22 protein-coding genes are annotated in these 20,631 nt (G+C 52.9%); 4 read left to right on the forward strand and 18 right to left on the reverse strand.

The annotated features are described in order from the left end of the window. Positions 1 to 120 precede the first annotated feature (120 nt). The 9 genes from flgJ to flgB form a co-directional block, all read right to left on the reverse strand. The gene (gene flgJ / locus N7387_RS14860) at positions 121 to 1,098 is read right to left on the reverse strand and encodes a flagellar assembly peptidoglycan hydrolase FlgJ (RefSeq protein WP_279799971.1); all 978 of its coding nucleotides are present in this window, start codon (positions 1,096 to 1,098) and stop codon (positions 121 to 123) included. Further along, the gene (locus tag N7387_RS14865) at positions 1,098 to 2,204 is read right to left on the reverse strand and encodes a flagellar basal body P-ring protein FlgI (RefSeq protein ID WP_279799973.1); all 1,107 of its coding nucleotides are present in this window, start codon (positions 2,202 to 2,204) and stop codon (positions 1,098 to 1,100) included. Before N7387_RS14865 ends, flgJ begins: the two co-directional genes overlap by 1 nt. A 17-nt stretch (positions 2,205 to 2,221) precedes the next feature. Further along, positions 2,222 to 2,971, reverse strand: a complete 750-nt coding sequence (locus N7387_RS14870; protein WP_072871785.1) for a flagellar basal body L-ring protein FlgH — start codon at positions 2,969 to 2,971, stop codon at positions 2,222 to 2,224. 75 nt (positions 2,972 to 3,046) lie between these two features. Further along, positions 3,047 to 3,829: a flagellar basal-body rod protein FlgG gene (flgG, locus tag N7387_RS14875; protein ID WP_004236835.1), complete on the reverse strand. Its 783-nt coding sequence runs from the start codon at positions 3,827 to 3,829 to the stop codon at positions 3,047 to 3,049. 19 nt (positions 3,830 to 3,848) lie between these two features. Then, positions 3,849 to 4,604, reverse strand: a complete 756-nt coding sequence (locus N7387_RS14880; RefSeq protein WP_004240029.1) for a flagellar basal body rod protein FlgF — start codon at positions 4,602 to 4,604, stop codon at positions 3,849 to 3,851. Positions 4,605 to 4,625: 21 nt separating this feature from the next. Then, positions 4,626 to 5,837 (reverse strand): flagellar hook protein FlgE, encoded by a 1,212-nt coding sequence (gene flgE, locus N7387_RS14885; protein WP_279799980.1) that lies wholly within the window; start codon positions 5,835 to 5,837, stop codon positions 4,626 to 4,628. Positions 5,838 to 5,872: 35 nt separating this feature from the next. Further along, on the reverse strand, positions 5,873 to 6,682 hold the full coding sequence (locus N7387_RS14890) for a flagellar hook capping FlgD N-terminal domain-containing protein (protein WP_279799982.1): 810 nt from the start codon (positions 6,680 to 6,682) through the stop codon (positions 5,873 to 5,875). Positions 6,683 to 6,693: 11 nt separating this feature from the next. Then, positions 6,694 to 7,098 (reverse strand): flagellar basal body rod protein FlgC, encoded by a 405-nt coding sequence (gene flgC, locus N7387_RS14895; RefSeq protein WP_004236840.1) that lies wholly within the window; start codon positions 7,096 to 7,098, stop codon positions 6,694 to 6,696. 6 nt (positions 7,099 to 7,104) lie between these two features. Then, complete coding sequence (flgB, locus tag N7387_RS14900) at positions 7,105 to 7,521, reverse strand: flagellar basal body rod protein FlgB (RefSeq protein WP_032098796.1); 417 nt, start codon at positions 7,519 to 7,521, stop codon at positions 7,105 to 7,107. 190 nt (positions 7,522 to 7,711) lie between these two features. On the opposite strand from flgB, the gene flgA reads away from it, so the two are divergent. From flgA to flgN, 3 genes are all read left to right on the forward strand, one after another. Continuing rightward, on the forward strand, positions 7,712 to 8,368 hold the full coding sequence (flgA, locus tag N7387_RS14905) for a flagellar basal body P-ring formation chaperone FlgA (RefSeq protein WP_279799987.1): 657 nt from the start codon (positions 7,712 to 7,714) through the stop codon (positions 8,366 to 8,368). A gap of 114 nt (positions 8,369 to 8,482) precedes the next feature. Continuing rightward, positions 8,483 to 8,803: a flagellar biosynthesis anti-sigma factor FlgM gene (gene flgM / locus N7387_RS14910; protein ID WP_262858753.1), complete on the forward strand. Its 321-nt coding sequence runs from the start codon at positions 8,483 to 8,485 to the stop codon at positions 8,801 to 8,803. Continuing rightward, complete coding sequence (gene flgN / locus N7387_RS14915; protein WP_025152180.1) at positions 8,796 to 9,236, forward strand: flagellar export chaperone FlgN; 441 nt, start codon at positions 8,796 to 8,798, stop codon at positions 9,234 to 9,236. The genes flgM and flgN overlap by 8 nt, the downstream gene beginning before the upstream one ends. A 356-nt stretch (positions 9,237 to 9,592) precedes the next feature. Here flgN and flhA read toward each other — a convergent pair whose 3' ends face one another. Further along, positions 9,593 to 11,689, reverse strand: coding sequence for a flagellar biosynthesis protein FlhA (gene flhA, locus N7387_RS14920; RefSeq protein ID WP_262858755.1), 2,097 nt, complete (start codon positions 11,687 to 11,689; stop codon positions 9,593 to 9,595). Beyond that, entirely contained in the window at positions 11,682 to 12,833 is a 1,152-nt protein-coding gene (flhB, locus tag N7387_RS14925; protein WP_279799991.1) for a flagellar biosynthesis protein FlhB, read from the reverse strand. Before flhB ends, flhA begins: the two co-directional genes overlap by 8 nt. A gap of 323 nt (positions 12,834 to 13,156) precedes the next feature. Between flhB and N7387_RS14930 the strand changes: the two genes are divergently transcribed. Further along, positions 13,157 to 13,480 carry a DUF5339 family protein gene (locus tag N7387_RS14930; RefSeq protein ID WP_262858757.1) on the forward strand — a complete coding sequence of 108 codons (324 nt, stop codon included), beginning with the start codon at positions 13,157 to 13,159 and terminating at the stop codon, positions 13,478 to 13,480. Positions 13,481 to 13,539: 59 nt separating this feature from the next. On the opposite strand, the gene N7387_RS14935 is transcribed toward N7387_RS14930, so the two are convergent. From N7387_RS14935 to cheW, 7 genes are all read right to left on the reverse strand, one after another. Further along, positions 13,540 to 14,178, reverse strand: a complete 639-nt coding sequence (locus N7387_RS14935; RefSeq protein ID WP_262858758.1) for a protein phosphatase CheZ — start codon at positions 14,176 to 14,178, stop codon at positions 13,540 to 13,542. 25 nt (positions 14,179 to 14,203) lie between these two features. Further along, positions 14,204 to 14,596: a chemotaxis response regulator CheY gene (cheY, locus tag N7387_RS14940; RefSeq protein WP_004236857.1), complete on the reverse strand. Its 393-nt coding sequence runs from the start codon at positions 14,594 to 14,596 to the stop codon at positions 14,204 to 14,206. Between the two features lie 41 nt (positions 14,597 to 14,637). Beyond that, complete coding sequence (locus N7387_RS14945; RefSeq protein ID WP_279799996.1) at positions 14,638 to 15,705, reverse strand: chemotaxis response regulator protein-glutamate methylesterase; 1,068 nt, start codon at positions 15,703 to 15,705, stop codon at positions 14,638 to 14,640. Beyond that, positions 15,677 to 16,540 (reverse strand): CheR family methyltransferase, encoded by an 864-nt coding sequence (locus N7387_RS14950; protein WP_262858760.1) that lies wholly within the window; start codon positions 16,538 to 16,540, stop codon positions 15,677 to 15,679. Before N7387_RS14950 ends, N7387_RS14945 begins: the two co-directional genes overlap by 29 nt. A gap of 117 nt (positions 16,541 to 16,657) precedes the next feature. Continuing rightward, positions 16,658 to 18,232, reverse strand: coding sequence for a methyl-accepting chemotaxis protein (locus N7387_RS14955; RefSeq protein WP_262858761.1), 1,575 nt, complete (start codon positions 18,230 to 18,232; stop codon positions 16,658 to 16,660). A gap of 111 nt (positions 18,233 to 18,343) precedes the next feature. Continuing rightward, positions 18,344 to 20,029, reverse strand: coding sequence for a methyl-accepting chemotaxis protein (locus N7387_RS14960; RefSeq protein WP_279799999.1), 1,686 nt, complete (start codon positions 20,027 to 20,029; stop codon positions 18,344 to 18,346). Between the two features lie 95 nt (positions 20,030 to 20,124). Beyond that, entirely contained in the window at positions 20,125 to 20,622 is a 498-nt protein-coding gene (gene cheW, locus N7387_RS14965) for a chemotaxis protein CheW (protein WP_025152172.1), read from the reverse strand. Between the last annotated feature and the right edge of the window lie 9 nt (positions 20,623 to 20,631).

Below are 20,631 nucleotides of genomic sequence, written 5' to 3' on the forward strand. Positions count from 1 at the left end.
CCCGGCGACTTGCTGAAAATGCAGCGCAGATAGCATCCGTTTAAAATTATGTCTTACCTTGTTATCGGAAAGACGGCGCAAAAATTTAGTGTTCACTGCATTTTTTTACGCCGGAAATGATCAGAAAATGTCACTCAAGTCGAGGGTGTACGCCTGTACCGCCCGTGAAGCGACCGGTGCGGCTGCCGGGGTACCGCGGATTTGATTAATAAGGACAATCAGCTTGCCGGAATATCCCGGGTCGGTGGCATATCCGGCCTTGTGCAGACGTTGTGCGGCCTGCTCCGGGCTGGCCGCCTGTTTCACACCGTGATAACGCGGATTTTCGGTCAGTAAACGGGTGTAATCAGCAATCGCTTCTTCATAAGAGCCGTAAACCCGGAAGTTATCCCGCATTTTGACCGTCTTGCCGTTGATAACCTCGGTGGTCATGATATTGGTGACCGGCCCTTCCCAGCCTTTCCCGGCTTTGATACCAAACAGGTTGTGACTGGATTTGCCGTCAGCGGTCAGGATCTCCCGCTTACCCCAGCCACTTTCCAGTGCAGCCTGTGCCAGGATCAGCAGATGATGTACGCCGCTTTTCTGAGATGCGGCTTTCGCCGGTTCTGTCAGTTTGGCAATAAAATTCTGACTGTTAAGCCCCAATTCGCGCACTTTTTTCAGCGGTGAACTCAGTGCATCCCCCGCGGAACTGAATTTTCGCATCAGCTGCGCCATGGCCTGCTGCGGCATCGATTGGATCACCGTGGCATCATCCAGCGCCATCATTGATGAACGCAGCGGCAGATCCGGTTCATTATCCGCAGAAAGCTGCTTAAACATCATATCGCCGAAGCCCAGCCCCTTTTCTGACAGGTTCTGGGCTATCTGCTGGTCATACATACTGGTCAGCATCCGCGTCTGATCGCTGGAGAACAATCCGTCCTGCGGCAGTGCGGCACGCATGCTTTTCAGCATCATCTGAACAAACGTCGCTTCCAGTTGCTGCGTCACCTGACGCAGCCCCTCCTGCGGTTTTTCATTCAGCTGCTGTTTCAGGCTGCCCAGCGACTGCACATCGTAGGCTGCACTCTGCATCAACTGTATGTCGCTCATCAGATGATCTCCAGTTTCGCCCGCAGGCAACCGGCACTTTCCATCGCCTGTAAAATAGACATCAGGTCAGTCGGTGTGGCACCTAATGCATTGAGCGCCTGAATAACCTGATTAAGATTCGCCCCGGCATTGACTTTTTTCAGGGTGCCATCCTGCTCGCGGATGCCGACATTGGTATTGCGGGTCACGACAGTCTGACCACCGGCAAACGGCGTGTCCGGCTGGCTGACCTGTGTCTGGCGATCGACCATCACTGCGAGGCTGCCGTGGGCAACCGCGCAACTGTCAAGCGTCACTGTCCGGTTAATCACTACCGAACCGGTCCGTGAATTGAGGATAACTTTGGCTTCGTTCTGCGGCGGACGGATATTCAGATCCTGTACCCGCGCTAGGAAACGGACCTGATCACTGCTGCTCTGCGGTACGCGTAACTGCACGGTGCGGGAATCCAGCGGCGTTGCGGTACCAAAGCCGTTCATACGGTTCACGGCATCACTGATATCCTGCGCCAGCGCAAAACTGTCTTCATTCAGCTGAAGATTAATCACGCCGCTCTGACCGAATGCGCCCGGCAGTTCACGCTCAATCGTCGCTCCGCCGCTGATCCGGCCACCGGCCAGCTGGTTCACTTTGACACTGCTGCCCCCGGCACTGACACCGGCACCGCCGACCAGAATATTGCCCTGCGCCAGCGCATACACCTGACCATCCACGCCTTTCAGCGGGGTCATCAGCAGTGTGCCGCCGCGCAGGCTTTTGGCGTTACCCATCGAGGACACCACCACGTCAATTGCCTGACCGGAGCGGGCAAACGGCGGCATTTTGGCGGTAACCATCACCGCAGCCACGTTTTTCAGCTGCATATTGGTGCCCGGCGGGACGGTGATCCCCATCTGCGACAGCATATTATTCAGACTCTGCGTGGTAAACGGCGTCTGCATGGTCTGGTCACCGGTACCGTCGAGGCCGACAATCAGCCCGTAACCAATCAGCGCATTCTCACGCACGCCCTGTACGGTGGTCAGATCCTTAATCCGCTCACTGTGTGCGGGGAGACTCGCCACACCTAAAACCGCAATCAGCAGGCCGGTCAGTACTTTTTTCATTCTCACTTTACCTCTGCTCAGTACGGTGACACATTCAGGAAGAAACGCTGTAACCAGCCCATATTCTGCGATTCGTTGATATAGCCGTCACCGACATACTCAATACGGGCATCTGCCACCTGAGTGGAGCTGACACTGTTATCTGCGCCGATGGTGCGCGGGTTGACCACGCCGGAGAAGCGGATAGATTCCGTGCCCTGGTTGATGGCGATCCGTTTTTCACCCACCACGTGCAGGTTACCGTTTGCCAGTAACTGATCGACCGTGACTGTAATCGTGCCTTTAAAGGTGTTTTGGGCGTTGGCGCCACCTTTGCCGGTAAACTCACTGTTACCTTTTACGTCCAGTTCCGTGTTACCGCCGCCGAGCCAGCCCTGCATAAAGCCGGGCAGAATCGCGGCGAGAAAACCGGTTTTCCCGGCACGGTTGGCATTGGCGGAGGAGTTTTTGCTGGCGCTGACGTTTTCCTGCAGATTGATGGTGAGGATATCGCCGACATTACGCGGACGTCTGTCCTCAAATAGCGGCTGGTAGCCGTAGTAGGCAGGCTGCGCACTCTGAAAAATAGCACCGTTCGCGGCCGGGGCAGTCGGTGCGACCGGCAGCGCGGTGGTATGGGTATCCACCAGCGGTTTGGGTTTGATGTAAGCACAGCCGCTGAGTGATACGGCAAGCACTGCCGCTGTCACCAGTCCGCGCCCGCAAACAGAAGTGGCAGGAGAACTTGCGCAATCCTGCTGCCGTGGAACAATGCCGCTTTCAGTCATCTTAATACTCTTGCTGTTCTGTGCGTGTCTCAGTAAAAAGCCCCGGCGGCGATAACCTCAGCGCCGGGACGGGGATTACAGTTGTGTCAGACGTTGTAACATCTGATCAGAGGCGGAAACGGCCTTACTGTTGATTTCGTACGCGCGCTGCGTCTGGATCATATTCACCAGTTCTTCCGCCACGTTGACGTTTGAAGTTTCCACCATGCCCTGATACAGACGGCCTGCGCCGTTGGTTTCAGGGGCACTTTCTGTCGGTGCGCCGGAGCTGGCGGTTTCCATGTAAAGGTTTTCGCCGATGCTTTCCAGACCCGCATCGTTGATGAAGGTGGTCAGGGTGATTTGCCCGATCTGCTGCGGCTGGCTTTCACCGTACATGGTGACAGACACGGTACCGTCACGGCCGATTTCCATCTTCTGCGCCCCTTCCGGGATCATAATGGCCGGGACAATCTGATAACCGGATGAGGTCACCAGCTGACCGTTCTGATCCGGATGCAATGAGCCGTCACGGGTATAGGCATCAGAACCGTCCGGCATCTGGACATGGATAAAACCCTGTCCGCTGATGGCGATATCGGTCGAGGTACCGGTTTTGTTCAGCGCCCCCTGGGCGTGAATACGGGTGGTCGCCACCGGACGCACACCGGTACCCAGCTGAAGGCCGGTCGGCAGAGAGGTTTGTTCGGAGCTCATGGCACCCGGCTGGCGGATGTTCTGATACAGCAGATCTTCAAACACCGCACGCTGGCGTTTAAAACCGTTGGTGCTGACGTTAGCCAGGTTGTTGGAAATAACATCCAGGTTCGTCTGCTGGGCTTCAAGCCCGGTTTTGGCAATCCATAATGAACGGATCATGATAATTCCTTACTGAATATTAACTCACCGCAAGCAGCTGATTGGCCCGCTGGGCATTTTCATCCGCGCTGTGAACCACTTTCATCTGCATCTCGAAATGACGCGCATTGGCAATCATTTCCACCATCGCCTGGGCCGGGTTGACATTACTGCCTTCCAGCACACCGGACGATACTTTGCCGCGTTCACTCAGCGGCAGTTCGTTACCATTGGCATTACGCGCTGCCGCCGTGAGATGAAACAGCCCGTCCTCGCCGCGCAGTACATCCTGCGGTTTTGCCTCCACCACTTTCAGGCGTCCGATCTGGCCGAGCATGGTCGGCGGATCGGTCGGGATCAGCGCGGTGATCGTACCGTCACCACCGATGGTCAGTTCCGCGTGCGGCGGCACATCAATCGCGCCGCCGTCACCCTGCAGAAGGTGTTCGCCCAGCATCAGCTGACCGTCCGCTGAAATCTGAATGCTGCCGTTACGGGTATAGGCTTCTTCCCCGCCCGGCAGTGCCACCGCCAGGAAATGGCCTTCATTCAGCGCCACATCCATCTGACGACCGGTGTAGTTCAGCGGCCCCTGAGTCATGTCCGCCCCGGGGGTCGAAGAGACCACCAGTGTCCGGGTCTGCTCTGTATCACCGTTTACCGGCACAGCCCGCATGGCGGATAACTGTGCCTTAAACCCGGATGTCGAGACGTTGGCAATGTTGTTCGAGACAATGGCCTGATTTTCCAGCGCGTGTTTAGCGCCGCCCATTGCCGTATAAATGACGTGATCCATGGCCACCTTCTGTCTTTATGCTTAACGTAAGTTAACCAGCGTCTGCAGCATCTGATCCTGCGTTTTGATGGTCTGCGAGTTGGACTGATAGTTACGCTGCATCACAATCATGTTGATCAGCTCCTGACTCATGTCTACGTTGGAGGCTTCCACCGCGCCGCCGGTCAGGTTACCGAACTGCCCGGTGCCCGGAACGCCGTCCATCGGGTTACCGGAGGCATTGGTCGCTTTCCAGACGTTACCGCCCTGGGATGCCAGACCGTTATTGTTGGCAAACGTAGACAGTGCGATTTTGCCGACAGTCCGCTTCTGCTGGTTGGAATAGCTGGCGGTGATGGTGCCGTCATTCTCAATTTTGAAGCTGGTGTATTCACCGGACTGATAACCATCAATATCGATTTTGCTGACTGATGACTCAGTGACTTTCTGCTGACGGGTTTTGTTGAAACTCAGGTCAATCGTGCTGTTATTCGCACCGTTCAAGCCGGTATAGTTGAATTTAAAGTCGGCGCTGCCTTTTAATTTACCGTTACCGTCAAATTCCATGTTGCCCAGATCCTGAACAGCCGCTGTTTTATCACTGCTGTCTTTGGCTTTGACCGTCCATTTGTTGTCAGCGGTTTTGATAAAGTAAACCGCGACCTCATGGGTATTACCCTGGCTGTCGTAGGTGGTCATGGTGGTGCTGAAGTTGTAGGTGTCCGGGTTGTCCGGATCAAACGCAGCGGTAATTGCTTTATCATCCGAGTTCAGGTTCATGGTTAATTCACCTTTGGCGGACGCTTTGGCATCCATCATATCGGTCGGGATATTCAGTGCCTGCGGAATACCGCCGGTCTGAATCACAACATTGCCGTTAGCATCAATACCGGCCGGGAAACCCGTCACTGTCATGCCCTGGTTGTTGACCAGATTACCGCTCTTGTCACGGTGAAATTCACCGTCACGGCTGTAAACCACATCACCGTTACCATCCAGCAGACGGAAAAAACCGTTACCGGAAATCGCCACATCAGTGGCACGGTCTGTACGGGTAATAGCACCGTCTTTGAAGTTCTGGGATATCGCCGCAACGTTAACCCCGAGACCGACACCGGAACCGGCAAACATATCAGCGAAAGACGCATGCGCCCCTTTAAAGCCGTTGGTTGCGGAGTTGGCAATATTGTTACCGATCGAATCAAGACCGGATGAAGCGGCATTCAGACCGCTGACTGCTTGTGAAAAAGACATGTCACCTCCATGACAATTGGGTTCATTTATTAGTCCTACAGATAAGCTTTATAGATATCCGACAGCGGCACACTATTACCGATCCCCACATCCAGCAGCGGTGCACCTGCTCCGGGCGTTATCCCATGCACTGTCGCGTATTTCAGCCTGAAGATATTGGTTTGCGGGATTTCTTCGCCTTTCATGGTGGCTTTGACTTCAAAGGTGTATTTTCCTTTGGTATCGGCAACCAACTCACCATTGTCATTGCGGCCATCCCAGATCTTGTCGTAGATATCCACTTTCGTTTCACCTTCAACTGTAATAGTTCTGACAATCCCTTTATTTTTATCACGGATAGTGATTTCTATTTTGTCCGCCGGTTTGGAGAGGAAAAAACCAAATGGTGTTGATTCAAAACCACTTTTTTCCGGTTCATCATGACCGTCATCACTATCCGAATATTGCTGAATAGATTGATCTGTACCCGGCAGCGGATTATCTGCTTTCACACGGGTGTTGTTTTTATCGTCGCTGACCGGTACCAGTGCGATGTCACTTCCGGGAATAAGTACACCTCTTCCGACATATTCAACCGCAGCCATGGACTGGCCGGAGTTAATCTGTTTTGATATAACGCTGACGCTGTCATTCAGGTTATTCATACTTTCCAGGGTGGCGATTTGCGCCAGCTGACTGGTCAGATCCGTGTTATCCATCGGTTTGGTCGGATCCTGGTTCTGCATCTGCGTGACAATCATCTGCAGAAAGGTGTCCCGCATATCGTCACTCTGACTTTTCTGCGGCTTTTTCTGCGCATCAATGTCGTTATTGACCGGATCATTGGTTGTGGCATTAATCCCCATGACTCACTCCGTTACTGTCCGAGGGTTAAGGTTTTCTGCAGCAGCACCTTGGCGGTGTTCATCACTTCCAGGTTTGCCTGGTAACTGCGGGAGGCGGAAATGGTGTTGATCATTTCACCCACGGTGTCCACGTTCGGCATGCGCACATAGCCCTTTTCATCCGCCAGCGGGTGTCCGGGTTTGTATTCCAGACGCGGTGGTGCCGGGTCTTCAATCAGCTGGCTGACTTTCACGCCGCCGATGTCATAACGCCCCTGCGGTGCGGTCTGAAATACCACCTGCTTCGCACGGTACGGTTCGCCGTCCGGTCCCGCGACACTTTCGGCGTTCGCCATGTTACTGGCGCTGACGTTCAGCCGCTGGGACTGCGCGGTCAGTGCGGAGGCGGAAATGTCAAAAATACTCAGTAATGCCATGGAAAATTACCCTTGCTGTAAGACAGCCAGCATGCTTTTCACGCGGCTGTTAATAAAGGTCAGGTCAGCCTGATATTTCAGGGTGTTATCAGCAAACTGACTGCGTTCAACATCCATATCCACGGTATTACCGTCCATTGATGTCTGATACGGAACCCGGTATTTGAGATCAACCGCTGATGGTGTTGCGGCACCGTGTCCGCTGATATGACCTTTCGCGGTCACCGCCATTGCCAGGCCGCCGTTTTTCACCGTGCCGTTATTCATCGCCTGTTTCAGCTGACGGCTGAAATCGATATCCCGCGCCTGATACCCGGGGGTATCGGCATTGGCAATATTGGATGCCAGGATTGTCTGACGCGTTTCCCGCAGCGAAAGCGCCTGCTGCTGAAATGCAAACGTGGCATTTAACTTATCAAGCATGTCTGCCCTCTGTTGATGTGTTACGCCTGTGGTGTGTTACGTCTGTTTTAGTGAACGGTATATTATCCGCCCCGTGAAAATCTAATGGCGGGATAAACGCGAAATAACCGACCTATTTACCGGATTCAACAACGCGGAAATTGCGTAAACTGCGGCCATCAGAAATAAACCGCCTGTGAAGGAGAAAAGCATGACATCCCGTTTCCGCACCTTATTTATCAGCGTGTTACTGGTGTTTTCCGCCTCCGCACAGGCCGGGTTACCGGACGATATCAGTCGTTACTTCCGGCAGTTACATCCGAAGCCGCTGCAGGTGTCTGTTGAGATAAAAACGCCGATCGACCGCTGGCCCGCCTGTACAGACCCGGTTCTGCAACTGCCGGCAGGCGGACGCAACACCGGCAATGTTTCACTGCCGGTGTTATGCGGTAAAAAGCGCACATTTATGCAACTGACCGTGAATGTCACCGGTCAGTATTACGTGGCAACCCGCCGGATTCAGCGCGGTGAGACGATTCAGTTTGTGGATATCGGCACAAAGCGCGGTTTACTCCACAAATTGCCTGCGGGCGCCGTTACCGATAAAATGACACTCCGTGGTGCCATTGCCCTGCGCAATATTGAGGCCGGACAGACCTATGCCGCCGCCATGACCCGCAAAGCCTGGGCTATAAAAGCCGGACAAAGTGTGTTTGTTATGGCGGGCGGTGATAATTTCTCGGTAAAATATGAAGGCCGTGCCATTAATAATGCCGCCGCCGGCACCACTATCCGGGTCCGGCTGGTAAATGGTCAGGTGGTCAGCGGTGAAGCCCTTGAAAACGGCAGTGTGAAAGTGTCACTGTAGTAATATGCTGAGTGATAAATTTAGTTATAAAGTTTCAGATAAGATTGCCGATAAATAATGAGCATAAGGGAGGCACCCCTCCATCTCATACAGATCGGGAAAAGGAAAACAGATATGGCAATTGAGCAAACATCCGCGATTTCAGCACTGACCAAAGTGACTAACCGCGACCCGAAAGAGCTGACCGCACCGGTGCGCGATAAAAAAGTTCAGGCCGAAGAGACTGTCCGTGAAAGCGCATTTTCGCCGAGCGAGCTTCAGAAGCAGCTGCTTGCACCGGGTAAAAACGACATGAATGCTGCAAGAGTGGCAGAAATCAAACAGGCACTGAAAGACGGCACATTACGGATGGATGCCGGTAAAGTCGCTGACGGCCTGCTGCGTGATGCACATGAATGTATGTTATCCATGAACAGCGCCGATAAAAATGACTGATCAACTTCTGCCGCTGCTGGATCAACAACTCTCTCATTTACAGTCACTGCATCAGGTGATGAAAAATGAAGAGTTGTTACTCGGCTACCCGCGTGTTCCGCAGTCTCCGTTTCAGGAAGCCACGGAACAAAAACGGTTTCTGGTTGCCGCTATCGGCCATAATGAAACCCGCCGTCTGGCACTTGAGCAGGAAAGCGGTCTGTGTGCGCCCTATGACAATAATGAAACCATGCACACTGTCTGGACTGCGATTAAAGACCTTATCCTCACGCTGAAAGAGATGAATTACCGCAATCATCAGATGCTGAAGCTGCATATGCAGTTTAATCAGGAACAGCTGGATTTTATGAAAAAACATAATAACCAGGCGACTTACGGCGCTGATGGTCAGGAATCCCGCACACCGGTACTCGGTAAAAAAATCTCTGTCTGATCATTAACTGCCCTTCTCCGGCAGTTAATCCCCTCTGCATAACATTCTCCTGTTTTATCATCCTGCGTTACTGCACGGTATCCTGCTGATATCACTCAGACCGGAATTTGTTCACATCATGTCTTTATTTTCCGGTAACGCCGCGCTATCCGGGGAAACACGACTCTCCGGGGCACAATGCGGTAAGATTTTACTGATAATGTGCCGCTCAGCCCATTGACAGAGGCTGCGGATATCACGGGGCGTAACGGTCTTTTACCTGAGATTCACACCCGGGGACAAAAACGGATCACTGAACATAAAAAAAAGGAACCGGCTTGCGCGGGTTCCTCTTATCGTGATTATCTTGTCCGGCCTCAGCCGCCAATCATGGAGGTCATCCGTATCTGGCGGCGATCATTCAGTTCAAGGTTGGACATTACCGCCAATTGCGGCAGACTGCGGCGCAGGAAGCGGGACAAAATCAGACGCAGTGAATGATTGACCAGCAATACCGTTGGTGCCCCCATGGCCTCCTGGTGCTGAACGGCATTCATTGCCTGCATTTCGATATTCTGCGCCAGGTTCGGCTCCAGACCACCGCCGCTTTTCGCGGCCTGTAACAGAATCTGTTCCAGACCCGCATCAAGCCCGATAACCTGAATTTCACCGGACGAACCAAACCACTGCTGGGTGATGGCACGGCCCAGTGCTATCCGCACCTGCGAGGTCAGAACATCGGTATCTTTCTGCTCACCATTTTCACCAACCTGCTCTGCCAGGGTTTCAATAATAGTCCGGATATCGCGGATCATGACATTTTCAGTCAGCAGGTTTTGCAGCACGCGGTGGAAAACTGTCAGTGATAACGTCTCCGGGATCAGGTCATCCGCCAGCTTCGGCATCTCTTTTTTCACGCGGTCATACAGCATCTGCGCTTCCTGACGACCAAACAGATCACTGGCGTATTCCAGCAGGATCTGATTAAAGTGAGTCGCCACTGCGGTACTGGCTGAGACTACCGTGTAACCCTGAATCTGTGCCTGTTCACGCAGGTCATCATCAATCCATACCGCCGGTAAACCAAATGCCGGTTCCTGTGTGGCATCCCCTTCCAGAGAGCCCGCCGCATTACCCGGATCAATCGCCAGCCAGCGGCCGGGCTGAGCTTCGCCGCGTCCGACTTCCGCCCCTTTGATCAGGATACGGTAGGCGGTCGGTGCCAGCTCAAGGTTGTCACAGATATGCACCACCGGCGGCAGATAGCCGACTTCTCCGGCAAATTTTTTGCGCAGTCCGCGGATACGCCCGAGTAATTCGCCCTGCTGGTCGTTATCCACCAGCGGGATCAGCCGGTAACCGACTTCCATCGCCAGCAGATCTTCCGCTACCACATCATCCCAGGTCGCTTCCGTGACTTTATTGGCCTCACGGAACTGCTGTGCCTGGATATTTGTGTCGGTTTCTTTGACCGGCTCCTTGCTTTTTTTCACCAGATACCAGCCGAGTGAGGCCAGTGCCACCGTGAATAACAGGAACACAAAGTTCGGCATGCCCGGGATAAGCCCCAGCAGACCGAGAACCCCGGCACTCAGCCACATCACGCGCGGGTTATTGAACAGTTGGGTGACCATCTGCTCCCCGGCATCTTCATCGGTTGCCACGCGGGTGACAATCACACCGGCTGCGGTTGAGATAATCAGTGCCGGGATCTGCGCCACCAGACCATCACCAATGGTCAGCAGGGTATACGTGCTGGCCGCATCGCCCAGCGGCATATGGTGCTGAGCCACACCGACAATCAGGCCGCCGATCACGTTAATCACCATGATCATAATCCCGGCGATAGCATCACCGCGGACAAACTTACTGGCCCCGTCCATTGAGCCGTAGAAATCGGATTCCTGAGTCACTTCCGCACGGCGGCGTTTGGCTTCTTCATCATTGATGATCCCGGCATTTAAATCCGCATCAATCGCCATCTGTTTACCCGGCATTCCGTCGAGTACAAAGCGCGCACCAACTTCAGCGATACGTCCCGCACCCTTGGTGATAACCATGAAGTTGATTAATACCAGAATGATAAAGACCACAATCCCGATGGCAAAGTTACCGCCGACGAGGAAGTGCCCGAATGCCTCCACCACCCGGCCCGCTGCGGCGGGACCGGTGTGACCGTCCATCAGGATGATACGGGTGGAGGCCACGTTCAGTGACAGACGCAGTAAGGTGGAGAACAGCAGGATAGTCGGGAAGGCGGCAAAATCGAGGGTACGCCGGGTGAACATTGCCACCAGCAGCACCATAATGGACAGCGCAATATTAAAGGTAAACAGCAAATCCAGCACAAACGCCGGCAGCGGCAGTACCATCATTGACAGGATCATCAGGATGAGGACCGGCCCGGCAAGTAACTGCCATTGTGCTCCCTGCATCGTTTTCGGTAATCTCAGAAGTGCAGCCAGATTAGCCATTTCGGGTATTTTCTCCAACAAAATCAAGTGCCTTCGGCACCGGTAAATTCTTCGGTTTTTTCGGTTTCAGGCCGCCTTCACGCCGCCAGCGGCGCAGCTGAAACACCCATGCCAGCACTTCCGCCACCGCAGCATAGAGTGCAGCCGGAATTGACTGCCCCACTTCGGCATGGCGGTAAAGTGCCCGTGCCAGCGGCGGAGCCTCCAGCAGCAGAATGCGGTTTTCCGCACCTATCTCTTTGATCCGCTGTGCCAGCACCCCGGCACCTTTGGCCAGCACTCTCGGCGCGGTCATTTTTTTATCGTCATACTTCAGGGCAACGGCGTAGTGAGTCGGGTTGGTCACAATCACATCCGCCTGCGGCACATCCGCCATCATGCGGTTACGCGCCATGGCGCGCTGCTGCTGACGGATTTTGGCTTTTATCTGCGGGTCACCCTCCTGCTGTTTAAATTCATCCTTGATTTCCTGACGGCTCATCCGCAGCTTTTTCAGGTGCGAACGGAGCTGCCAGAACACATCAAACGCCACCATCGGGATCAGCATAAAGATGATCAGATAACCGGCAAAAATCACTTTCTGCATGGCATTCGTCATTGCCGTTGCCGGCGATTCCATCGCCAGATGCAGCAATGACGGCCACGCCTGCCATAAAAAAATCCATGCGCCCAGACCAATCAGCAGGGATTTAAGAATCGCCTTGAAGAGTTCGGCCAGCACATTCATGGAAAAAATGCGTTTAAAGCCCTTCAGCGGGCTCAGTTTTGTCAGGTCAAACTTGATGGATTTGGTGTTAAACGCCAGCCCGCCGACCAGCGCCGAGGCGGAAATACCCACCAGCGCCAGTCCGCCGACAACCGGCAGCAGGGCAAACAACGATTCACCAAGCACTTTGCCGAGAAAACTCAGCATCAGCCCCGGGTTCTGCAGATAAAAGTTATCGAAGATAAATCCCTGACGAAAAATACCGCGCAACTGTTCCGCCAGATGACCGCCGCTTAACCACAGCAGGCTGACACCCGCCAGCATCATCATCAGTGAACTGAGTTCTTTGGAGCGGACAATCTGTCCGTCTTCTTTGGCTTTCTGTTTTTTATGGGGGGTGGGTTCTTCTGTTTTTTCTACATCACTTTCATCAGACACACACGCCTCCGCCGTCTGCCGGGATTTTGCTTATGGCTATAGCATGACAGAGTGCGGAAAATTCAATGGTGGAAAATGACCGGTCTTAACGGTGTAATTCCCTGATTAAAGCAGGAGTGGCGGATTTATCAGCAGAAAATCACTCAGTGGCACCTGCGGACAGTGGTCCGCAACGCAATATCGTCAAATAACGCCGCTGAACCTGATGAAAGCCCGTATTTCGCACGGCGTGTTAAATTAGGAACAATTCCGATAGGCAGGTATTACCCGTACTTTATAATTTGCCACTGTTTTATTCCACGATAATCACAAGGTACTCACTGATGAAAAAAACTATTTTAGCCTGCTCTCTGGGTTTAATGGCTCTGGCTCTGACAGCCTGTTCCGGCGAAGAAAAATCAGCATCATCTGTTCCGGGTGCAACTGAAACCTGTAACAAATACTTTGCTGAAGTCGATGATTTAATGAAGAAAGCAACCGAAAAAGCCGGTAATAACGAATCGGTTAAAGCGCAGTTAGAACCGATGATCAAGCAGTATGAAGATGCGAAAAAACAAATCGCCGCAATGCCTGCTGACCAGCAGGATGCCGCATGTAAAGCCGGCAGCGACGCAATGGCTCAGGTTAAGCAGGCAATGGGTCTCTGATTTCCGTTGTGACGGACTGACAGATCTGAACCGCGGCGTCCCTGCTGCGGTTTTTTATGTCAGAAACCGAGCTCGTCGAGCAGATCATCAACCTGTGACTGTGATGCCATCACGTTTGTCCCTTTCGGATCAATCTGCGGTCCGTTTTTCAGACTGTCGGCCGGATGTTTTGCACGGATGTCTGCCGGGGTGTTTTCCATCAGCAGAAACAGCAGCTGTTTCTCTGTTTCTTCCACCACTTCCATCATTTTTTTCACAACCTGACCGGTCAGATCCTGGAAATCCTGTGCCATCATAATTTCCAGCAGCTCACTTTTGGTCACCGCGCTGCCGTCAATCACCCGGCGGATAAAGGCCAGGGTGGATTCCTGCAGAGCCGGATCGACCTCCGCTGACGGACAGGATTGCCAGCGCGCCTGTAAATCCAGCGCATCCTCATGCATTTTTACCTGTAACGGCTTGATAGTATCGATACCGTTGAGCGTCTTTTCCGCCGCCTGTGCGGTCATCTGAGCGATGTAACGCAGTCTGTCTTTTCCGTCCGGAATTGTCGCGACCGCCTGCTGCACGCCCTTTTCTAATCCCAGTTCACGCATGCTTTCTCTTAACATCCTCGTTAAAAAACCAACCCGGGTGATGATCTGTTTTAAGTCATCATCACTGTTTTTGTTTCTGTCCGTTGATTTATTTTCCGTCATCCTGCTTTCCTTCTGCTGAAGCCCCTCAGTTCAGACCCATCTTTTCGAAGACTTTATTCAGTTTTTCCTCGAGGATCGCGGCGGTGAACGGTTTGACAACATAACCGCTGGCACCGGCCTGAGCGGCGGCAATAATATTTTCTTTTTTCGCTTCGGCAGTCACCATCATGACCGGGATGTGTTTGAGCGCGTCATCCGCACGGATGGTTTTCAGCAGCTCCAGCCCGTCCATGTTCGGCATGTTCCAGTCCGCCACCACGAAATCAATCTGACCCGCACGGATTTTCTCCAGCGCATCCACACCGTCTTCCGCCTCTTCAATTTTGTTGTAGCCCAACTCTTTTAAGAGATTACGCACAATACGGCGCATGGTGGAAAAATCATCAACTACCAGAAAATTCAAATCTTTAGCGGCCATAACCACTCCTGCAACAATACAATGAATAATTGCCGGTTCCGTCAGGCGGAAACGGCAGCAAGTCTGCCCAGCACACTGGGGGCAATTTTGACGAGATCCTGAATTTCATCGACCGCATTCAGTTCAATCGCCGCTCTCGGCATACCGAAAACCACACAACTGCGCTCATCCTGGGCATAGGTGACCGCACCTTTCTGCCGCAGATTCAGCATGCCGCGCGCACCGTCCATCCCCATTCCGGTCAGCAGGACCGCGATACATTTGCGGGCGGCACACTCAGCCACGGAGTCAAACAGCACATCGACAGACGGACGGTGACGGTTGACCGGCGGTGTCTGCTGAAGCACCACCTGGTAACCCTGGCCTTTATCCGCGATCAGCATATGGGCATCACCCGGCGCAATGTAGGCATGCCCTTTGAGCAGCACATCACCGTGTTCCGCCTCTTTTACCGTCAGCGCACAGAGCTTGTTCAGGCGCTCGGCAAATGAACGGGTAAACCCGGCCGGCATATGCTGGGTGATCACCACCGGCGGACACGCCGGCGGCAGCATCTCCAGAAACTGACGGATAGCCTCGGTACCGCCGGTCGATGCCCCGACCGCAATCAGGCGGTTATGGCAAACGTACGATGACAGTGGTTTGCTGAGCGCCGCCGGTGTGGTCGTCACTTTTTCCTGACGGCGGAAGCGGTTACTCTGCGTGACTTTTGACATCGCCGCCGCACGGATTTTTTCACCGATAAGATCGCGGTAACTCATCATGGTTTCGCGGATCCCGATCTGCGGTTTGGTGACAAAATCCACCGCGCCCAGTTCCAGCGCTTTCAGCGTCACTTCCGAGCCTTTGGACGTCAGTGTGGAGACCATCACCACCGGTACCGGGTGCAGCCGCATCAGTTTTTCCAGAAAATCGATACCGTCCATCCGCGGCATTTCCACATCCAGCGTCACCACATCCGGTTCATGCTGTTTAATCAGATCACGCGCAACATACGGATCCGGCGCCACATCCACCACGGTCATATCCGGATGGCTGTTAATAATTTCACGCATTAACTGGCGCATCAGCGCCGAGTCATCAACGCAAAGCACTTTTATTTTTTTCATCACTTCTCCCGGCCGCCTGAATGCTGTAAACGGTCTGTCCTCTGATGACATAACGCGAAGATAACTGTGATAAGTTCTCCGAGTGCCCGATAAACAGCAGCCCGTCAGGCTTCAGTAGCGGAACAAAACGTTCCAGTAGTTGTTTCTGCATATCCTTATCGAAATAAATCATGACATTACGACAAAATATGGCATCGAACTGCCCCTGAAACTGCCAGTCGTTGTCCGTCAGATTCAGATAACGGAAATCAATCATCCGGCCGAGCGCCGGTTTCACCCGGGCATAGCCTTCATATTCCCCTACCCCCTTCATAAAATAGCGCTGACGCTGAAGGGCGTTGAGATTTTTCAGCTCTTCGATACGGTAGACCCCCTTACGGGCCTTCTCCAGAACGTCGGTATCGATATCACTGGCGATCACTTTGGCATTCATGGCGTTAGCGCCGAGAACATCACTGAGTGTCATGGCGATCGAATACGGTTCTTCCCCTGTCGCCGCCGCCGCGCACCAGATAGTGACCGGCTGGTTACGTCGGGGACGGATAAAGTCAGTCAGTGTCTGAAAGTGATGAGGCTCCCGGAAAAATGCGGTTAAATTGGTGGTCATTGCGTTAATAAATGCCTGCCATTCCGGATGCAGCGGCTCCCGGTCCAGCAAACGCAGGTATTCGGCGAATGTGCTCATATTGCAGTCTCTGAGCCGCTTTAACAGGCGGTTGTAGACCATATTCTTTTTATTCATGCTAAGGACGATGCCTGACTTTTTATGAATAAACCGGCACACCCGACCAAACTCATCATCTGTGAGTGGTTCTATCTGTGGCGCAAAAAGCATCGTACTTGTTGTCCTTTCGGTAAAAACGATTCAGTGACAATTTCAATACAAACCGATCAGTTACCCCCCGCCACCGGCTCTGCGATACGGGCCGGCGGCAGGCGATGATCGGGACTGTCAGCCGGCAAAGCCGGACTGAGTGCCCCTGTTATCCGGCAGCTCAAAGAAAGCGACCGTATCGACGAGGTTATTCGCCTGATCTTCCAGTGCGGCTGTTGCACCCGTTGACTGCTCAACCAGTGCGGCGTTCTGCTGGGTCACCAGATCCATCTGGCTGACGGCGGTTGCCACCTGCTCGATACCACGGCTCTGCTCGTTGGAGGCAGACGCGATTTCACTCATCAGTTCCGTCACCTGGTTCACGGCGGTGACCAGTTCTTCCATTGTTTTACCGGCGCTGTCCACCAGTTGCGTTCCCTGACCGACGCGGTCAACCGACTCATCAATCAGGGACTTAATCTCTTTCGCGGCTTCCGCACTGCGCTGTGCCAGCGCACGCACCTCACCGGCGACCACTGAGAATCCGCGTCCCTGCTCACCGGCACGGGCGGCTTCCACGGCGGCATTCAGTGCCAGAATGTTAGTCTGGAAGGCAATACCGTCGATAACACTGATAATGGCGCTGATCTTCTGCGAACTGTTGGCAATCGAGGTCATGGTTTCGATCACGCTGTCGGTGATCTGACCACCGCGGCTCGCGGTTTTCGAGGCCGTCACTGCCAGCTCACTGGCCTGACGGGCGTTATCAGCGTTCTGTTTCACCGTTGCGGTCAGCTCTTCCATGCTGGCGGCGGTTTCTTCCAGTGATGCAGCCTGCTGTTCTGTCCGCGATGATAAATTATTATTACCCAGGGCAATCTCGCGAATTCCGGTATACATCTGGTCTGTATTCAGGCGAACGTTTGAGACAGATTCTGCCAGTGATTCCTGCATCAGCTTAAGCTGGCCGAATACCACGCCGATTTCGTCGCGGGTGGTCACTTCTATCTTCTGGTTCAGTTTGCCCTGTGCCACCTGCATAAAATGCTCACTCATGCTGATGAGCGGATTGATCACTTTGTGACGCATCCAGAAATGTGCGAGGCCGGAAATCAGCAGAATGGTGGCGGTCACCGCGAAGAACATGATCCACGCCAGCCGGTTATAGAAGGTGCCGGACTCAATCGCACTGCGGCTCTCTTCATCCAGCAGGGCCAGATAGTCATTCACCACCGCGCCCATTCTGTCCTGATACATTTGGGTCGGGTGTTCCACATACGCCGGGATATTGGCGTGATCAATGTAACCGCGCAGTTCTTTGATCACACCAAGGTAAGACTGGTACTGCTCCTCAATACCGGCAAAATCCTCTTTGTCACTGAGGACCGGCTGAGATTTGAAATTGCTGTAATCTTCCGCCGCTTTCTCCAGCAGCAAATCAAATGCCGCTTTAACCTGGCGGATATCGCTCTCTTCAGAACCGACTTTAATATGAACAACAACCTGGGTAAGCAGGTTACGGGCCTGCATCAGATCTTCATAGGAAGACACCAGCAATGCCCGTTTTTTTGAGCCGAGTTCGACCCGTTCCAGTGACGATAATTCAGATGAAACAATCCCCAGCGATAATCCGCTGGACACTATCTGCATGCCGCAAAAGAAAATAAGCAACAGATATAAACTGACAGAAATCCGTATTCTCTTACCAAACATATGCTATCCCCACTGCGTCCGGCCGGGCTCACCTGCTTCGGTTATTGTTATCGCTGTGATGCACAAAAGCGCTGTCAGGTTTCCCTGACAGCGCAAGGCGAAGACGCGTCGTTAAAAAGTTTCCCAATTGTCATCATCTTGATGATTCTTCGATGATATTTTGCTGAGATCCGGGGTTTTCACGACATTGGAAATCGTTCTTGCCGCCGGTTCAGTGTGTTTATCGTCCTTGTGTTTCAGGGCCGGTAAGCGGAAAATAGCTATCAGTTGTGACAGTTTTGCCACCTGTTCTTCCAGCACATTTGCCGCCACCGCAGACTGCTCAACCAGTGAAGCGTTCTGCTGCGTCACCTTGTCCATTTCAGCAACTGCAATACTGACCTGTGAAATACCTTTGCTCTGCTCATCGGATGCGGTGGCAATATGAGCCATAATGTCGGTAACGCGGGTAACGGATTCCACGATTTTGGTCATGGTTTCACCGGCATCTTCTGCCTGACGGGCACCGGTTCCGGTACGGGATACCGAGTCTTCGATGAGGATTTTGATCTCTTTTGCCGCATCGGCGCTGCGCTGTGCCAGGTTACGGACTTCATCCGCCACCACGGCGAAACCACGGCCGTGTTCACCGGCACGGGCAGCCTCAACCGCCGCATTCAGAGCCAGAATGTTGGTCTGGAACGCAATGCTGTCGATAACGGCAGTGATATCAGAAATTTTCTGTGAACTGTCAGCGATATTCAGCATGGTATTCACCACATTGGAGACCACTTTGCCGCCTTCACGGGCAATCTCGGACGCCTGACCGGCGAATTCACTGGCCTGATGGGCATATTCGGTGTTCTGTTTCACCGTTGCGGTCAGCTCTTCCATGCTGGCAGCGGTTTCTTCCAGGCAGGCAACCTGCTCCTGGGTACGGGCAGACAGATCATTGTTACCGGCGGCGATTTCACTGGTACCCTGATAGATGTTTTCGCTGCCGTCACGCACACCGCGCACCGTATTAATCAGCTCCTGCTGCATGTGCTGCACACCCCGGCCCAGATCAGCGATTTCATTATTACCGTTCACTGTCACTGTCGGGGTCAGGTCACCGGCAGCAAAGATTCTGATACGGTCAATCAAGCCATTGAGAGGATGAATAATGCCGCGCTGTACATAGCGGTAACTGATAAGACTGATCAGCGCGAGGATAACAGCCAGAATAATCAGCATATACAGGGATTCACTGAAGTTATCTTCCGCATTCTGCACTTCCCCGCGGAACGCCACCGAAATGCTGTCGAAATATGAATTAAACTGCTCTTCGAACTTCATCTGATAGCCGGATGTGGCATAGGTGTAGAACTGTTCCAGCTGATCTTCCCGGACATAGGACATCAGCCTGGTCAGTGCATTACGGTAGGTTTCATAGGTGGAGAGCAGCTTTTCAAACTTCGCCTTGTCGTAACTGGTGCCCTCCATCATTTTCATATAGCGGGCATACGCGGCATCTGCATCCGCTAACTGACGGGTGGCCTGTTTGATCAGCTCATCCGGGGTGGCATCGTCTTTAAAGGTGTGTTCTCTGAGCAAAAAGCCGTTTGCCGCCCGGTTCAGATTGGCACGGGCCTGGATCAGGTTAACCCAGCTTTGGGTAAGCACCTGCCGCTGGCTCTGAAGTGAGTCCAGAAAGTGAATACTGTCGCGGTTTTCACCCAGTTTGCTGAACATCAGCCCGCTGGATGCCAGCTGTAACAGTACAAATATAAGAATAACGGATAAAAGCCCTGATACAATTTTAATTCTGCTATACATAATTTTCTACTGGCATAGTGTTATTGTATTTTTGATATCGGTCACACGACAAAAAACTTTAGTGATGGATTAACCAAAACCATTTGGCTGAATTATCATTCAGCCATGCTGTCGATGAGTGCCATTTCCTCGCTGGAAAGCAGCTTTTCGATATCCACCAGAATCAGCATCCGGTCACCGATAGTGCCCAGGCCGGTCAGGTAACGGGTCGATAACGTGACTGCGAAATCCGGCGCCGGGGCAATCTGCTCATCTTTGAGTACCAGTACGTCAGACACGCCGTCCACCACAATTCCCACCACGCGATCTTTCAGATTGACCACAATCACCACGGTGTTGTCGTTGTATGTAACGTTCTGATGGGAGAACTTCACGCGCAGATCAATAATCGGGATAATCACGCCGCGTAAGTTGGTGACACCCTTGATAAAATCCGGAGTATTCGCGATACGGGTGACCTGCTCATAACCACGGATTTCCTGTACTTTCAGGATCTCAATGCCGTACTCTTCTTCGCCCAGGGTAAAAATCAGATACCCTTCGCCGTTTTTCTCTTCATCGAGTTTGTTTAAATCTTCATCCATCATCGACATGGTTATTTA

It is taken from the genome of Morganella sp. GD04133 (assembly GCF_029835375.1).
Lineage (GTDB): Bacteria > Pseudomonadota > Gammaproteobacteria > Enterobacterales > Enterobacteriaceae > Morganella > Morganella morganii_B.

Bases quoted from the DNA above. Each gene is read 5' to 3' on its own strand.
- flgB (WP_032098796.1), bottom strand. From the start codon at position 7,521: ATGCTTGATAAGTTAAATGCCACGTTTGCATTTCAGCAGCAGGCGCTT.
- N7387_RS14890 (WP_279799982.1), bottom strand. From the start codon at position 6,682: ATGGGGATTAATGCCACAACCAATGATCCGGTCAATAACGACATTGAT.
- N7387_RS14930 (WP_262858757.1), top strand. From the start codon at position 13,157: ATGAAAAAAACTATTTTAGCCTGCTCTCTGGGTTTAATGGCTCTGGCT.
- N7387_RS14945 (WP_279799996.1), bottom strand. From the start codon at position 15,705: ATGAAAAAAATAAAAGTGCTTTGCGTTGATGACTCGGCGCTGATGCGC.
- N7387_RS14955 (WP_262858761.1), bottom strand. From the start codon at position 18,232: ATGTTTGGTAAGAGAATACGGATTTCTGTCAGTTTATATCTGTTGCTT.
- N7387_RS14865 (WP_279799973.1), bottom strand. From the start codon at position 2,204: ATGAAAAAAGTACTGACCGGCCTGCTGATTGCGGTTTTAGGTGTGGCG.
- flgA (WP_279799987.1), top strand. From the start codon at position 7,712: ATGACATCCCGTTTCCGCACCTTATTTATCAGCGTGTTACTGGTGTTT.
- N7387_RS14935 (WP_262858758.1), bottom strand. From the start codon at position 14,178: ATGACGGAAAATAAATCAACGGACAGAAACAAAAACAGTGATGATGAC.
- flgN (WP_025152180.1), top strand. From the start codon at position 8,796: ATGACTGATCAACTTCTGCCGCTGCTGGATCAACAACTCTCTCATTTA.
- flgG (WP_004236835.1), bottom strand. From the start codon at position 3,829: ATGATCCGTTCATTATGGATTGCCAAAACCGGGCTTGAAGCCCAGCAG.
- N7387_RS14950 (WP_262858760.1), bottom strand. From the start codon at position 16,540: ATGCTTTTTGCGCCACAGATAGAACCACTCACAGATGATGAGTTTGGT.
- flhA (WP_262858755.1), bottom strand. From the start codon at position 11,689: ATGGCTAATCTGGCTGCACTTCTGAGATTACCGAAAACGATGCAGGGA.
- cheY (WP_004236857.1), bottom strand. From the start codon at position 14,596: ATGGCCGCTAAAGATTTGAATTTTCTGGTAGTTGATGATTTTTCCACC.
- flgC (WP_004236840.1), bottom strand. From the start codon at position 7,098: ATGGCATTACTGAGTATTTTTGACATTTCCGCCTCCGCACTGACCGCG.
- cheW (WP_025152172.1), bottom strand. From the start codon at position 20,622: ATGTCGATGATGGATGAAGATTTAAACAAACTCGATGAAGAGAAAAAC.
- flgE (WP_279799980.1), bottom strand. From the start codon at position 5,837: ATGTCTTTTTCACAAGCAGTCAGCGGTCTGAATGCCGCTTCATCCGGT.
- flgJ (WP_279799971.1), bottom strand. From the start codon at position 1,098: ATGAGCGACATACAGTTGATGCAGAGTGCAGCCTACGATGTGCAGTCG.
- N7387_RS14960 (WP_279799999.1), bottom strand. From the start codon at position 20,029: ATGTATAGCAGAATTAAAATTGTATCAGGGCTTTTATCCGTTATTCTT.
- flgM (WP_262858753.1), top strand. From the start codon at position 8,483: ATGGCAATTGAGCAAACATCCGCGATTTCAGCACTGACCAAAGTGACT.
- N7387_RS14870 (WP_072871785.1), bottom strand. From the start codon at position 2,971: ATGACTGAAAGCGGCATTGTTCCACGGCAGCAGGATTGCGCAAGTTCT.
- N7387_RS14880 (WP_004240029.1), bottom strand. From the start codon at position 4,604: ATGGATCACGTCATTTATACGGCAATGGGCGGCGCTAAACACGCGCTG.